Origin of the sequence: Rhodococcus marinonascens NBRC 14363, assembly GCF_001894885.1 — a bacterium.
GTDB lineage: Bacteria > Actinomycetota > Actinomycetes > Mycobacteriales > Mycobacteriaceae > Rhodococcus_F > Rhodococcus_F marinonascens.
This window is the reverse complement of the sequence record NZ_BCXB01000034.1, coordinates 1-15,065: the sequence shown is the minus strand read 5'-3', so window position 1 is coordinate 15,065 and position 15,065 is coordinate 1. Positions and strand designations below refer to the sequence as shown.

The window sequence follows — 15,065 nt, the reverse complement described above, 5'->3', positions numbered from 1 at the left end:
ACGCAGTTCGCGCACGAGTGCGCAGGACTACAAGCGCGCGCCCGCACCCTCGATGTGATCCGCGATCGCCGCGTCCTGCGCGTCGTACCGAGCGAGGGCTGCCTCGAACCTCGCCCGCTGATCCAGCGCGTAGCGCTCATGTGCGGCGAAGATCCCTACGGCGGTGTTCTCGTCCGCCACCCCCGGACCACCGATCGCCGTCGCGCGGAACCTCGCGGCCAAGGCTGCCGCCGACCGCAGATGGGTTTCACCGAGGCCGAAGTTGTCGGGCGCGAGGTCGCGGCGCGCGCGCTGTGCGAGATCCCGCATCTCGGCGGCCAATCTGTCGCAGGCCGCGATGCACCGCACCAATGCCTCGCGGTCCACTTCCAGCAGGCTCACGCGCTTTTCACCTCGGCCGACTCGTTGATGGTGCGGATGACCTCGACCAGGCGCAGAGTCTGGTTGGGCTCGAACACCTGATCAGGCCCCTGCGGTGCGCTGTCGGTGAACGGCGCCTCGTACAACAGTCCGGGTTCCATCTCCCCGTGCCTGGTGAGGTGGGCGATCACGAGTTTGATGAAGTCGATCTGGCTCGCGGTCGCCGTCCGCCCCTGCAGGAACTCGGCAAAGGCCTCATTGGCTGCCTGGTGATCTAGCCCCACGAGCGAGCGAATGAACCGGCCCAGTCCGTTCGCGTTCTCGATCGCCCGGTCGAGGTCCTCGCGTTCTCCCGCCCCGCTTCGCGCGAGCAACTCCTCGAGAGACGCCAGATCCGCCTCGGTGAGCGCCTTTCCCGAGCGCAACTTCTGCAGGGCGAGGTTCTCTGGCTGGCGACGCAGATAATCCCGCATCTTGGCATTGAACCGCTCGGTGCCGGTACCTGACCGCAACTCCGGCATGTCCCGTTCAACGACCTCACCGAGGGTGTCTTTGAAGTCGGTGTAGACGATCGACCGCTTCTTCTTCTCGAGCAATCCCACGATCGAACGGAGTTCGCGGCGGGCCTCTTCGAGCATCGGGAGGGTGACGTCCTCCCACCACTCATCGCTCGAGACATCGCGGAGCAGTGCTTCTTTGGCCTTGATCTTGGGGATGGTGAGTCCCTCGAGCAGGCCATCGGCAATTTCCCTTATCGGCGCCTCGGCCTTCGGCAAGGTGCCGTCGGCGTAGACGACAGCCAACTGACCGCGAAGAACCATCAGATCGAACCGCTTCGCCATTTCGTCGCTGTCGCGGATCGTGCTCGGCAGGGGCGCCAGATTATCGATGATCTCGGCGGCCTTCTGCTCGGTCAGCGACTCCCACTCGCTCCGATCGGCGTACTTCTCCACGTCCCGACGCTTCGGTCGGACGATGAAATTGTCGACGCGCATGGCCTGAACATGCTTGTGGAGAACGTCGGCGGTGGCGGCGCGCAAGTCGCCGTCGGAAGCGGTCTTGTCCAGCGCCAACAACAGCTCGGTGCGGGTGGCGAACAGTCGCTGAGACAGCGGAAGCGTCCTGGCACTTTCCGCCGCGTCCGGATGCTCGTCGAAGTACTCGAAATTGCCGCAGAGATCGAAGATGAAGAAGTCGGTCTTGTGCTGACCGGGCCCATACAGATCGGGGCACAGGCGAGTGCCTCGGCCAACCATCTGCCAGAACTTCGACTTGGACCTCACCGGTTTGAAGAACACGAGATTGACCACCTCGGGTACGTCGATACCGGTGTCCAGCATGTCGACCGAAATCGCGACGTGAGGTTCCTGCTCGGGCTGCGAGAACTTGTCGATGAGGTCCTGGGCGTGGGATTTCGAATGCGTGATGACGCTCGCAAACTTGCCCTTGAACTCGGGGTAATTGGCGTTGAAGCGATCCTCGATGAAGTCGGCATGGTTCTGGTTCTTCGCGAAGATGATGGTCTTGCCGAGACGGTCCCCGCCGGCGACGCGGTGTCCGTGCGTCATCAGGGCCCCGAGGGCCTTGTCGACCGTGTCGGTGTTGAAGAGCCACTTGTTGACGGCTTCGGCCTGAACCGCGTCCGGGATCTCGTCCTCGTCGTCCTCCTCACCCCAGTCGACGCCTTCCCACCGCTTCTTCTCCTCGTCCGGGAGATCGTCGTACTTGATCCCCTTCAGCGGGAAGGCGAGCGGAACGGTCACCGCGCGCGGCGGCACCAGCCATTCGTCTTCGATGGCCTGATCCAGGGTGTAATCGTCTGTGGGTACTCCTGTTTCGAGGTTGAAGAGCTTGTAGGTGTTGAAGTCGACTTCATCCTTGGGCGTGGCCGTGAGTCCGAGCAGGAGCGAATCGAAGTACTCGAAGATGCGTCGATACTTCTGATACACCGAGCGGTGTGCCTCGTCGATCACGACGAGGTCGAAGTGGCCGGGGCCGAACCGCCGCTGCCCGTTCTCGATTTCATTGATGAGCCCCATCATCGTGGGATAGGTCGCCATGTAGACGCGCCCGTCCGTCCTCCTCTCGGTGAGCAGGTTGACCGGGGCAGAATCGGGCAGGAAGGTCTTGAACGCGTTGGCGGCCTGTTTGACCAGTGCCACCCGGTCGGCGAGGAACAGCACCCGCTTGGCCCAATTGGCGCGCATCAGCATCTCGGTGAGAGCGATGACGGTTCGGGTCTTCCCTGAACCTGTCGCCATGACCAGGAGCGCCGCCCGCTCGCGATCCCTCTCGAAATGCTCGGCGACGCGGCGGATGGCGTGTTCCTGGTAGGGCCGTTCGACGATGCGCTTGGGCACCTCGATGGTGGCCAACTGCTTGCGCGTGGTGCGGCGCTGCATGTGGAGTTCGAGTTCGTCGCGGGTGTGGAATCCCTCTATGAGTCTGGGCGCGTGCCTGGTGTCGTCCCAGATGTAGTGCTCGAACCCATTGGTGTAGTAGATGATCGGACGCCTGCCATACATCTTCGCGAGGCAGTCGGCGTAGAGCGACGCCTGATGCTGCCCCGCCCTGGCATCCGTGGACGCGCGTTTGGCCTCGACCACGGCCAACGGAAGCCCGTCGGCCCCCCACAGAACGTAATCGACGAACCCCCTCCTGCCGTCGGGCATCCCGTCGACGGGGAACTCGCGGTCCCGTGGCTGGTCGAGTGCCCACCCGGATTCGCCGAGGAGTAGGTCGATGATGTCGGCGCGGGTCTGCGCTTCGTCGTAGTCGTGGGTGTCGGGCGTAGCCGCCGCGTCAGCCTTGGCAGCGGTGATCTCCGTCTGGAGTCTGGCGATCAACTCCTCGTAGTTCGCCTTTGCGGCCTCACCCGCCTCGATCGCGGCATCGCGGGCGTCGAGTTGCGCGATGAGATCTTTGCGCTGGGTCTCGGCTTCCTCGAGCAGCTCATCCTTGGCGGCAAGCTCGTCACCGAGTTTCGTCACCTGCGCGAGCGACTTGGCCACCACCGCACCACCGCCGGGTTTCGGCAGACGAGCGGGATCGAACTGAGTTCCCGGCGCGGGTCTGCTGGTGGGCCGGCTCGCGTACTCGCGGGCGAGCCACGACAGAATGTGGAACAACTCAGACAACGCCTTCTGGCCGATGTCCTTCGCGACGGGCCGATCCTCGTGGACGGCCTTGTTGCCCCATTCGCGGATGATGTTCATCTTCGGCAGGACCTGGGGCGGCACCACCGCCCTGAACGCAGGGTCGTGCAGGCGGGCGGAGAGGTCGCTCTTGTATGGCACCGTCAGCGACTCGACGCGGTATATCCACTTGACGGTGTGCTCGACGGTTCTGCGGGCATAAAAGCACGTTGTCCGGGGGTCGAACAGTGCGTCGCGCTCGGCCTTCTTGGCCTCGGCGTACAGCTGCGGCCATTCGGCCTGCAGAAACTCGAAGTTGCCCACCATCTACGTCTCGTCTCCTCGCCCGGTCACGTGCGCTGATTTTGGCACAACCCGCGTCTTCTGGTGCCGTGCGGCGCGACGGCATCCTTGGGCCTAGCTCAGGCGGGCTTGGTGCCGTCCAGAATCAACATGGCGGTGTGCAGTGAGGTGCGGGACTCGGCGTCGTCGAGATCGACGCCGAGGATGCGCTGGACCGCCGCCAGTTTCGAGTACAGCGTGGGCCGGGAGAGGTGCAGCCGTTTAGCGAGTTCGGTCTTGTTTCCCCCCACCTCGAGGAAGGCGCGGACAAGGTCGAAGGCGTCGTCGCCGTAGCGAGTGCGGTGGTCGAGCAGGCCGCGCAGTTCGGTTTCGGCGAACGCCTGAACCCGCGGGTCGTTCCGGATCAAGGCCAGCAGACCCCGCAGCCGGATGTCTGTTGCGCGATGAAAGGGTTTCCCCTCGGGCAGCGATAATGCGACGTCGGCGATGTGTTCGGAGTCGCCGAGCCCAGTCGCGGCGTCGAGTAACCGGGTCGACTCGGGCCCGACTCCGATCGCGCAGCGCGACACACCGTCGAGTCGCATCAGTGCGGCCCGGATCGCGATGCACACATCGGTGACCGAATCCTCCAGGGAACCGATGTGCGGCCCAGACAGCAGAAGATCGATCTGGCCGGGTCGTCGGTTCGCCGTCAGGGCGGTCTGGAGCGCCGATCGCACCGCGTGACGCACTGCGTCGAGCATGCCGACCTCGCGTCGCTGCGCCAAGACTTGGTCGGCGTTGACGGTCTCGCTGACCCGAACCGTGATCGGCACATACTTCAGGGCCGGCCGAAGGCCCAACGCGTGGGCACGTGCGGTGGCCTCGGCTTCATCTGGGATGCGGCCACGTCGGAGTTCGTCGACCAGTCCGCTCTGCGCCCGCTGTTCAAGTGCCGTCCGATCCTGCTCGACCATCCGGTGTAGAGCGAGGGCCTGGGCGGCGCGCTCGAGAGCCGTGCGGGCGCGCGTCGCGGAGCCAGGCGGGCATGGAACGACGAGACGCCCCCACTCCTGCCGGTGCGGCCCGACCGGCGTGGTCAACCATGATTCGGGGCCGGCGACGGCGGTGTGGGAAGACACGGGCGTCAGCCGCGAGCGGCGTTCCCAGGTGGCCAACAGTTCCGACGTCGGTTGTCCGTGCGACGCGAACGCGAGGACCTGACGGTTGAGGTCTTCGAGCACGATCGCCGCGTCGATGATCTCGGCGACAGCGTCGACGATCTCGCTCAGTGCGGCCCGTTTCATGCTCAGGTCGGTGAAGACCTCGTGCACGTGTCGTGCGAACGCAACCTCCTCATACTGCTCGGCGACGATCGATCGGTGTACTTCCTCGGTGACCTCGACGAACCTGATCTGACGGTGCAGTGCGATGACCGGGAGTTGCAGTTCGTCGGCCTTCGCCGCCAGTTCGGGCGGTACGGAAACGAGGTGGGTGCCCAACTCGACGACCAGGCCCGCCGCCCTCGCCTCGGCCAGGCCGGTGAGGTACCCCGCCCTGGTGTCCTCGTCCGCGAGCGGCCGACCGGTGGTGAGCACGAGTTCCCCACCTTGGAGGAGGTCGGTGACGTCGGCGACATCGGAGACGTGCACCCAACGCACAGGGCGGTCGAGATTCCCCCCACCGAGCACCTCCGGCAACCCTGCCCGCAGAACCGGGAGCGCGAGAATCTGGGCAATGGTCGGCTGCATTTACACAGTGTAAATAGAAACTCGGAAGTGCATACAGTGCGTAACACCCATTGGCGGCTTCTTCGAGTGAGAGTGGTGGAACAGCACACCGAGGCAAGGACAGAGTTTCATGACACGCACAGGCGGCGCAGGCCAGGCACGGACGATCGCGCACTGGTCGGACAACAAGACCTTCACCGGCACCAGCGAGAACACTGCGCCGGTGACGAACCCGGCGACCGGTGCGATCACCGGCCAGGTTGCGCTGGCGAGCGTCGAGGACTCTCGCGCCGTCATCGACGCCGCCGCGGCCGCGTTCCCTGCCTGGCGCGACACGTCCCTCGCCAAGCGGACCGCGATCATCTTCAAATTCCGCGAACTGCTCAACGAGCGCAAGGGCGAACTCGCCGAGATCATCACCTCCGAGCACGGCAAGGTCGTCTCCGACGCCCTCGGTGAAGTATCCCGTGGCCAGGAAGTCGTCGAATTCGCTTGCGGCATAGCGCACCTACTCAAGGGTGGCATGACCGAGAACGCCTCCACCAACGTCGACGTGCATTCGATCCGTCAACCGGTCGGCGTGGTCGGCATCATCTCGCCGTTCAACTTCCCCGCAATGGTCCCGATGTGGTTCTTCCCCGTCGCCATCGCCGCCGGTAACACGGTGATCCTGAAGCCGTCGGAGAAGGACCCCACCGCCGCGATCTGGATGGCCGAACTCTGGGCCGAGGCGGGCCTGCCCGCCGGCGTCTTCAACGTCCTGCAGGGCGACAAGACCGCCGTCGACGAACTGCTCACCAACCGCGCCGTCAAGGCGATCTCCTTCGTAGGTTCCACCCCCATCGCCGAGTACGTGTATGCCACCGGCACTGCTCACGGCAAGCGCGTCCAGGCGCTGGGCGGCGCGAAGAACCACGCCATCGTCCTGCCCGACGCCGACCTCGACCTCGCCGCCGACGCCATGGTCAACGCCGGATTCGGATCTGCCGGTGAACGGTGCATGGCCATCAGCGCCCTGGTCGCGGTCGGAGACATCGCCGACGAGCTGGTGTCGAAGATCGCCGACCGTACCAAGACGTTGAAGATCGGCGACGGCACCCGCGACTCGGACATGGGCCCGTTGGTGACAAAGGTGCACCGCGACAGGGTCGCGTCCTACATCGACGCCGGCGAAGCCCAGGGCGCGACGATCGTCGTCGACGGACGAGGCGTAGACGCGGATGGCGCGGCGGACGGGTTCTGGCTGGGCCCGACGCTGATCGACAACGTCAGCACCGACATGTCCGTGTACACCGATGAGATCTTCGGACCCGTACTGTCCGTCGTGCGCGTCGACTCCTACGAGGAGGCGCTCGAGCTCATCAACTCCGGCCCGTTCGGCAACGGCACCGCGATCTTCACCAACGACGGCGGCGCGGCGCGGCGGTTCCAGAACGAGGTGGAGGTCGGGATGGTCGGCATCAACGTCCCGATCCCGGTTCCGACCGCGTACTACTCGTTCGGTGGCTGGAAGAACTCACTGTTCGGCGACACCCACGCCCACGGGACAGAGGGTGTCCACTTCTTCACCCGCGGCAAGGTGGTCACCAGTCGGTGGCTCGACCCCAGCCACGGGGGAATCAACCTCGGTTTTCCCCAGAACGACTGAGCTGGAAGGACATCTGATCATGACGACGACGGTTCCCGAGCACGTCACCCTGCCCAACGGCCAACAGCTGGACGAGGCCCGCGCCGAGGGTGAACGCGCCTACGCACTCGATCGTGCGCATGTGTTCCACTCGTGGTCGGCGCAGGAGCAGATCACCCCGATGACGATCCTCGCCTCCGAGGGCTCTTACGTGTGGGACGGCGCAGGCACTCCGCTACTCGATTTCTCCTCCCAGCTCGTCTACACCAACATCGGGCATCAGCATCCGAAAGTGGTTGCCGCCATCCAGAATCAGGCGGCGAAGCTGTGCACCGTCGCACCCCAGTTCGTCAACGAGGCCCGCTCCGAGGCGGCCCGATTGATCGCCGAACACACCCCCGGCGACCTGAACAAGGTGTTCTTCACCAACGGCGGCGCCGACGCCAACGAGCACGCGGTTCGGATGGCCAGGTTGCACACCGGGCGGTACAAGGTGCTCTCCCGGTACCGCTCGTACCACGGCGGCACAGACACCGCGGTCAACCTCACCGGGGATCCGCGCCGCTGGCGCAACGACTATGGCAACAGCGGGGTCGTGCACTTCAATGGCCCGTTCCTGTACCGCTCGCAGTTCCACTCGGCCGACGAGCAGCAGGAAGCCGAGCGTGCGCTCGCGCACCTCGACCAGGTGATTCAAATGGAGGGGCCGGCATCGATCGCGGCGATCGTGCTCGAATCGGTGCCCGGCACGTCCGGAATCATGGTGTCTCCGCCCGGCTACATGGCCGGCGTCCGGGAACTGTGCGACCGCTACGGCATCGTGTTCATCGCCGACGAGGTGATGGCCGGATTCGGACGGACCGGAAAATGGTTCGCCATAGACCATTTCGACGTGGTGCCCGATCTGATCACCTTCGCCAAGGGTGTCAACTCCGGGTACGTCCCGCTCGGCGGTGTCGCGATCAGCGGCAAGATCGCCTCAACGTTCGCTGATTCCCCCTACCCGGGCGGGCTGACCTACTCGGGTCACCCCCTCGCCGCCGCCGCGGCCGTCGCCACGATCAACGCGATGGAGGAGGAAGGGATCGTCGAGAACGCGGCACGGATCGGAACCGAGGTCTTCGGCCCCGGACTGCGCGCGCTCGCCGAGCGGCACCCGTCGGTCGGTGAGGTCCGCGGCCTCGGCGTGTTCTGGGCGATCGAACTCGTCGCCGACAGGGCCACGAGGGAACCCCTCGCCCCGTACGGCGCGTCCAGCCCGGCGATGAACGAGGTCATCGCCGCCTGCAAGGCCGGTGGGTTGCTACCGTTCGCGAACTTCAACCGCATCCACGCCGTTCCGCCGTGCACCATCACCGACGCCGAGGCCCGCCAGGGGCTCGAAATCCTGGATGCAGCACTCGACGTCGCAGACCGTCACGTCAAGTCCTGAGACCTGATCCGCCCCGTGGACCACGGCGTCCACGGGGCGGTTCTTCCCATTGCGCGCCGACAGGTGAGGTCCCAGGGCTGGACAGCTCCTCCGCTGTGACCGCGTCTGAACCGAGCGCTGGCATTCACTGGTATTGCGGCGCAAGAATCCAGCGATGGGTGCCGGACGTGGAACCCCTACTCCACCTCCAGCTGCCGGTCGAAGGCCTGCCGCACGAGTCCCATGACGTACTGCAACTCGCCGGCGTGTGAGAACAAGAACCGCGTCTCTCCCGAACCCCAGCGACCTACGTCGCTCACGTCAGTGCAGATCCCCTTGGGGTCGTCGACCTCGGGGAACGGAATATGCAACTGGATACGAAGCCCGCGCGCCTGCGGAACGAGGTCGGCGAAAGTTCCATTCGCGACCAGACCGATGTAAACCTTGCGGAACTCCACGACAATCGAGGGATCGAGAGCGTTGACCTCGCGGATCAGTGCGTCGTGGATCCCGCGAGTGTGTTCCGATTTCAGGTGCTCATAGTCGTCGATTGTGTACCGCACCTGCGTTTGGCTCGACCTACGCGATACACCAATGGCGCCTTCTGGCGCAACAGGTCGGGACCACACGTCCACGGCACGTTTCGCAAGATCCTCCCCGCGACCGACGATCGACTCCTCATTCCACTGCGAGAGATCGCGTAGACCCTTGTTCAGCCGAAGCGGGCTGTCCTTAAAGCCACCCTTCATGTCGCGCTTGTCAGCAAAAGGACGATCGCTGTACTCGGAGTTGTATCCGGTCAACGTGAGGTTCCCGAGCGTGTGCAGCCATCGATCTTGCACCCGCTCCCAGTCTTCACCAAGAGCGTCACGCCAACGCGCGGACAGTTCCGGGTTCTGCGGCATGATGTGCTCGATGGTGTATTCGGCCACCGAGGCGGGCTCTTTGGTGTCCCAGTTCTCGAGTCGGCGTAACAGATACAGGCGACGCTGAAAGTGATATGCGTCGAAGCTCGTCAACCGTTCCGCGAACGTCTCGTCTGTCGGAAACGCCTTGTAGGAACTCAAGGTCAGGAAGTACGAGCGAAGACTGTTCAGATAGTCGGTCTTGTCGACGTTCTTGATCAAGTTGGCGAATGTCAGATTGAGCGAGTTGGTCGGGACCCCGCAGACGCCGCGCCGAAACACATACGACTCGATCAAACGGACTGCGGCGACGAAATCCGACAGCGACAGCAATCCGCGCTCGTAGTCGTCATACATCTCGAGGATCGCCGGGTATGCGGTGTCGGCCTTGAGCTCGTTGAAATCGTTGAATGCTTCTCGCAGAGAACTGTTCTCCTCACCTCCCAGAGCGATGCGGCCGTAGTAGCGACCGTAGGCGCGGAGACTTCCGAGCACGGCATCCAAATGGTCGGCGTCGTTGACATCACCCTCAGGGCCCGCCACCTCGCGGGAATACTTCTTGAAAGCCACGTACACGTGGTCTCGCCGTGGGGCCGCCCCGGTCCGGACAGTCAGGTAGTTTCGGACGAACGAATCGAAATGTGTTGCATACGAATCCTGCCCGAAGTCCAATTCCATCGGACGCCAATGTCGTTCATACAGTCTGGTCTGGATCGTGGTGGGTAGACCCATCAACACAAAGTTGCGGATGAGGTCCGCCTGGCTGAGTTCCTTGCCGGTCGAATTCATCGACTCGAAGATCAGCTGGGGGTTCTCCTGGTCGCGAGTGAGCGCGATGTCGACGACCATCAGCTTTGCCAGGCCGCGACACACGCGGGCCAGATCACCGCCGCCCTGCACGAATTCGTCGAGAGTCCGGACGAACCAGGTGTGGTTGGCGTCAATCCGCTGCGAATAGTCCTTAGGGCGTTCACGTCCGTCGACGATCGCCATCAACGTGGTGCGGTCGGTCTGAGTGAGAAGTAATTTGTAGCGGCGATCGTCGTCTTCATCGGCGTTCTGGAGGTAGCGATTGCGCAGTTTGTTCGGTGAGTATCCGTCGATCGGCTGCTGCTTCTCCTGAGGCTGCTTCTCGAGTTCGTCAGCGAGCGCGTGGACCAGAAGCGTGACGGAAGTCAGGCGCTGTTGTCCGTCGATCACCAAGAGTGGTTCTCGTTTTGTGAGGTTGGACTGGCCTTTGCTGATGTGCACGACCGATCCCACGAAGTGCACGCCCACCCGGTCGTTGCCGCCGGCACGAAGAATGTCTTCCCACAGCGTGCTGCACTCGTCCACAGTCCATGAGTACGTTCGCTGATAGATCGGGATCTCGAACTGATCCCCCTTGTAGAGCAGTTCCATCAACGAACTTTCAGAGGCTTTCATGTCAGAGTTCTCCTCGGAAGGCGCGGGACTGGAGGGAGGCAAACAGAGCATCTAGTCCAGCGAGAGCGCTCTCGCACGCCTCCTTCTGATGCTCGATCTGCTTTGCACGCTGCACAAACTCAGCCTGGCGCCCCATGTCCGGGACAGGTACCTCAATGGACCCTAAACCCTGAATGTTGATGTTGAATTGGCCAGCAGAGGTCTTGGCATTCGCTGCCATTTGCTTGCGACCTGGACCATTCAGAAACGTCGATAGAAAGGCTGGGACAACGAGTTCGTCATCTACCCGCACACGGATCAAGTAGGAGGCGTAAACACACCTGCTACCGGGAAGACCTAGATCCTCGATTGATTCCGGGCGGTACTCAGCACACCGTCCGACATTCTCTGGATTTCCATTGGTCCTGACAAAGAGGAGATCCCCGTCCTTGAGACGTAGTCGTTCAAATTCTGCCTGACCAAGCGACACGTTCTTCAGTTCACGGAGATCTAGCTTTCCACCAACAACATTGGGGATGCGCAGCACAGGAACTCCATCCGAAGATGATTTCACGGACGTGCCGTATCGAAATTCATTCACCACATCCGCGAACCGCGTGGTTACTGAATTCCTGGTATCACCAAACATGTCGATGAAGATCGACTGGGTCAACTCGTCGAGGTGGGCGAGGGCTTCGCGCCGCTTGGCGCGGAGGGCGTCGGCGTGATCGAGGATCGCTGCGATCCGGCGCTGTTCGGGGAGGGGCGGGAGAGGGATAGGAAGTCCGCCGTACTGCTGCGCATTGATGTTCGGCTGAGCAACTGCACGCTGACTACCCTTCACCCAGGCGTGATACTGAGGGCTCTGGGTATATCGAAAGACATAGTTCGGCAATGCCAGTTCCGGTTTAAGCTTGAAACGAATGAGATATCCCGCGTACACCGCAGGTTCGACAGCACCTACATGCAGATATGTTTTGCCAACGGTCGCACCCGAGCGAGCGAACAGCAGATCTCCATCATCTAGCATGGCGTTCTGCCACGCCGCACGATCGCCCTCCACACCTACCTTGTTAGGTGCGAGGGTGCCATCGTCTTTGATGTCGGTGATCCGGATGTACCGTGGATCGCCCGGCGACAACACTCGGGAAGAGAGCCCGACACCATACTGACCCTTACCCACCGCAACGTCGCTCAACGCCACCACCGGCCACGCCGTCACTGCGCATCCCCAGCGAGCATTTCGCGAAGCTGGGCCATGCTGTCGCCGATTTCCTTCTCGATCCGGTCCAGGTCGTCCAGGATCACCTCGGGCGCACGGTGTTCCACTACTTCGTGGACGATCTCTTTGTACCGGTTCAGCGAAAGGTCATATCCCTGCGCGGCAATGTCTGCCTTCGGCACGCAGAAGCTCTGCTCTGTCCGCTCGCGTCCGAGTTCGTCGGAGTCGCGTAAGAACCAGCGCTTCAACACGTCCGGCAGATTGTTCTTCGAGTGCTCGTCATCGCTCAACGATCCGTGAACGCTCAGCTTTTCCTCGTCGAGCAGGGCCGTGCGCTTGTCGTCCAGCGAGCGGCCGTCGGCCTGCACGTCGTAGAACCACACGTTCTCGGTGCCGCCCGAGTCGGTCTTGGTGAAGAACAGGATCGCCGTCGACACCCCCGCGTACGGCTTGAACACCCCGGACGGCAGCTTCACCACGCCGTCAAGCTTGTGGTCCTCGACGAGGATGCGTCGAAGTTCCTTGTGCGCCTTCGATGAACCGAACATGACCCCATCGGGAACGATCACCGCCGCACGTCCGCCCGGCTTGAGCAGTCGCAGGAACAGTGCCAGGAACAGCAGTTCCGTCTTTTTGGTCTTGACGATCTGCTGCAGATCCTTCGCGGTGTTCTCGTAGTCCAGCGACCCCGCGAACGGCGGATTGGCGAGGATCATCGAGTAGGCGCCCGCGTCGCCGGTATTGGACTCGGCCAACGAATCCCGGTACCGGATGTCGGGCTGTTCCACCCCGTGCAGCATCATGTTCATCGAACCGATGCGCAGCATGGTGTTGTCGAAGTCGAAGCCGTGGAACATGTCGTGGTGGTACTGGTTTTTACCCGGACCCGAGTTGATGGCGTCTGCGTGGTTGGCGCGCATGTACTCCGTGGCAGCCACCAGGAACCCGCAGGTGCCCGAAGCCGGGTCGACGATCCGATCCCCCGGCTCCGGCTTCATCATCTCCACCATCAGGTCGATGATGTGGCGGGGCGTGCGGAACTGGCCGTTCTGGCCGGCGGTGGCGATCTTCGCGAGCAGGTATTCGTAGATGTCGCCCTTGGTGTCGAGGTTGCCCATCGGCACCTTGTCGAGCCTGTCGATCACCTTCACCAGCATCCCCGGATTCGGGATGGTCAGACGCGCATCCTTCATGAAGTGGGCATACGTGGAGTCCTCGCCGCGCATGTTCTTGATGAAGGGGAACACCCGCTGATCGACGGTGTCGAACAGGGCCTGGGGGTCAGATACCTGGATGAGCTTCGACCAGCGCAGGTCGTCGTAGTCGCGGCGCTCTTCATCCGTTCCGATGGGGATGGGGTTTCCGACGGGTTCCGTGCCAAGCGTGTTCGCCCTGTTCAGCGCAAGGGTCTGCTCGTCGTCGAGCCTGCGGATGAACAGCAGGTACGTGATCTGCTCCATCACCTCGAGCGGGTTGGAGATGCCTCCAGTCCAGAACGCATCCCAGACCGCGTCGACCTTGCTCTTGATGTCACCGGTAATCACGTACTGCTACCACCCTGTCTTGCCACTGTTCGCGGACCAACAGCACTGTATATAGGTCGGCACCGACAGGCACGATCCATGCCCCCTGCTTTGCCCCTGATACCTTCACGTCTTGTCCAAACAGGCTTCAGGGGGGGTGGCGACTGTGACGTTGAAGGTAGACCCGGGGATGCTCGAGCAATTCGCGAGAGCGGTAGCCGGTGCCGCACGCGAAATCACCGAAGTTGATCTGACCACCCCATTCGCCGAATCCCAGACAGCGGCACCCGGCACCGACCTTTCGAACGTCTGCGTCACAGCGTGCGACGCCGGCATCGCCGCTCTGCAGAACCTCTGTCTTCGCCTGAGCGAAGTGGCCGAGATTGCGCACGGAACTGCGGGCAACTACGACGTCACCGAGTCCGACTTCGTCGGCATGCTCAGTGAGTTGGACATCCCACGGTGACCGCCACGATCCCCCAGGTCACTTCGTGGAAACCAGCCTCACTGATGACCACGGCCGACGGACTCGACGGACTCGCCGAGAGGCTCGCCGAGCAGTACCACGGAGTCGCGGCTGCGCAGGATGCGCTCGCCGAAACGTGGCACGGCGGCGCAGCGAGCGCAGCCGCCACCCGCGTCGTTCGGGAGCGCTCACTTGGCAGCGCAGTCAGCGAAGCCTTCACCGAAATGGGCACTCAGTTTCGTGCAGCCTCGGGAATCCTCGACAGCGCACGTCAACACGTGGTGTCTCTGGTCAGCAATACCCGAGGTAGGGGCTTCAACGTTCACAACGACGGAGTGGTGGATGCCGCGGGGATGATCGGCTGGCTCGCCCTCGCCCCCGAATCCACTCGCGACTTCGCGCGGCTCCGGATGGAAAAGGAAGCCGCCGAACTCACGATCAGCGTCGTCGAGGCGCTGCGGCAGGCGAACCAGGCGGCGACCGAAGCGAACGGACTCATACGTCGTGCCATCGAACAACTGACGGACGCCGGAGCAGCCGTCGTCCCCACCGACGTCATCGCAGTCGGGGCCGAGTTCAGTTGGAAGCTGGACAGCGCCGCAACCAAGGCAACCACCGCAGCCTCGACGATCGGAATCATGACCGACGCCGTCGGCACCGGCCTGAAGAGTGCGGCGGCCGCATCGGGCGACGACGTCGGAAGACTGATCGGGCGAGGATTCGGACCCTTCGGGGCTGCCCTCGGCGCTGTACCCGCGATCACCACCGACATCGACGGCGGAATGGATCCCACCAAGGCTGTCGTATCCGAGAGCGTGGGAGCGGGCGTCGGTCTCGCAGTCGGTACTGGCGCTGGTATTGCGGGCAGCGCCCTCGCCGGTGGAGCCATCGGTTCGGTTGTTCCCGGCGCCGGAACCGCGGCAGGACTGGTCGTGGGCGCAATCGCTGGCGGGCTTGCCACCTATACCATCTCCAAGGGAATCCAACAGCTGTGGGATTAG

General features: G+C 63.2%; 10 protein-coding genes. 4 read left to right on the top strand and 6 right to left on the bottom strand.

Annotation, left to right across the window (positions count from 1 at the left end; translation table 11 throughout):
• Window positions 1-27 precede the first annotated feature (27 nt).
• The 3 genes from RM2_RS19190 to RM2_RS19180 form a co-directional block, all read right to left on the bottom strand.
• Complete coding sequence (locus RM2_RS19190; protein ID WP_072691129.1) at window positions 28-381, bottom strand: hypothetical protein; 354 nt, start codon at window positions 379-381, stop codon at window positions 28-30.
• A complete protein-coding gene (locus RM2_RS19185) occupies window positions 378-3,821 on the bottom strand; it encodes a DEAD/DEAH box helicase family protein (RefSeq protein WP_072691128.1) in 3,444 nt (1,147 codons plus the stop codon). Before RM2_RS19185 ends, RM2_RS19190 begins: the two co-directional genes overlap by 4 nt.
• A gap of 95 nt (window positions 3,822-3,916) precedes the next feature.
• Complete coding sequence (locus tag RM2_RS19180) at window positions 3,917-5,527, bottom strand: PucR family transcriptional regulator (protein WP_072691127.1); 1,611 nt, start codon at window positions 5,525-5,527, stop codon at window positions 3,917-3,919.
• Window positions 5,528-5,636: 109 nt separating this feature from the next.
• Between RM2_RS19180 and RM2_RS19175 the strand changes: the two genes are divergently transcribed.
• Both RM2_RS19175 and RM2_RS19170 read left to right on the top strand, forming a co-directional pair.
• Window positions 5,637-7,154, top strand: coding sequence for a CoA-acylating methylmalonate-semialdehyde dehydrogenase (locus tag RM2_RS19175; RefSeq protein ID WP_072691126.1), 1,518 nt, complete (start codon window positions 5,637-5,639; stop codon window positions 7,152-7,154).
• Window positions 7,155-7,173: 19 nt separating this feature from the next.
• A complete protein-coding gene (locus RM2_RS19170) occupies window positions 7,174-8,565 on the top strand; it encodes an aspartate aminotransferase family protein (protein ID WP_072691125.1) in 1,392 nt (463 codons plus the stop codon).
• A 176-nt stretch (window positions 8,566-8,741) separates the two neighbouring features.
• On the opposite strand, the gene RM2_RS19165 is transcribed toward RM2_RS19170, so the two are convergent.
• The 3 genes from RM2_RS19165 to RM2_RS19155 are packed head-to-tail and all read right to left on the bottom strand — an operon-like array spanning window position 8,742 to window position 13,619.
• Window positions 8,742-10,874, bottom strand: coding sequence for a DUF262 and DUF1524 domain-containing protein (locus RM2_RS19165; protein ID WP_072691124.1), 2,133 nt, complete (start codon window positions 10,872-10,874; stop codon window positions 8,742-8,744).
• A 1-nt stretch (window position 10,875) separates the two neighbouring features.
• A complete protein-coding gene (locus RM2_RS19160) occupies window positions 10,876-12,075 on the bottom strand; it encodes a restriction endonuclease subunit S (protein ID WP_084721886.1) in 1,200 nt (399 codons plus the stop codon).
• Complete coding sequence (locus RM2_RS19155) at window positions 12,072-13,619, bottom strand: type I restriction-modification system subunit M (protein WP_072691123.1); 1,548 nt, start codon at window positions 13,617-13,619, stop codon at window positions 12,072-12,074. Before RM2_RS19155 ends, RM2_RS19160 begins: the two co-directional genes overlap by 4 nt.
• A gap of 145 nt (window positions 13,620-13,764) precedes the next feature.
• Between RM2_RS19155 and RM2_RS19150 the strand changes: the two genes are divergently transcribed.
• Both RM2_RS19150 and RM2_RS19145 read left to right on the top strand, forming a co-directional pair.
• Window positions 13,765-14,064 (top strand): hypothetical protein, encoded by a 300-nt coding sequence (locus RM2_RS19150; protein ID WP_139277835.1) that lies wholly within the window; start codon window positions 13,765-13,767, stop codon window positions 14,062-14,064.
• A 44-nt stretch (window positions 14,065-14,108) separates the two neighbouring features.
• Window positions 14,109-15,065 (top strand): hypothetical protein, encoded by a 957-nt coding sequence (locus RM2_RS19145; RefSeq protein WP_072691149.1) that lies wholly within the window; start codon window positions 14,109-14,111, stop codon window positions 15,063-15,065.

Bases quoted from the DNA above. Each gene is read 5' to 3' on its own strand.
- RM2_RS19185 (WP_072691128.1), bottom strand. From the start codon at position 3,821: ATGGTGGGCAACTTCGAGTTTCTGCAGGCCGAATGGCCGCAGCTGTAC.
- RM2_RS19180 (WP_072691127.1), bottom strand. From the start codon at position 5,527: ATGCAGCCGACCATTGCCCAGATTCTCGCGCTCCCGGTTCTGCGGGCA.
- RM2_RS19175 (WP_072691126.1), top strand. From the start codon at position 5,637: ATGACACGCACAGGCGGCGCAGGCCAGGCACGGACGATCGCGCACTGG.
- RM2_RS19170 (WP_072691125.1), top strand. From the start codon at position 7,174: ATGACGACGACGGTTCCCGAGCACGTCACCCTGCCCAACGGCCAACAG.
- RM2_RS19165 (WP_072691124.1), bottom strand. From the start codon at position 10,874: ATGAAAGCCTCTGAAAGTTCGTTGATGGAACTGCTCTACAAGGGGGAT.
- RM2_RS19145 (WP_072691149.1), top strand. From the start codon at position 14,109: ATGACCACGGCCGACGGACTCGACGGACTCGCCGAGAGGCTCGCCGAG.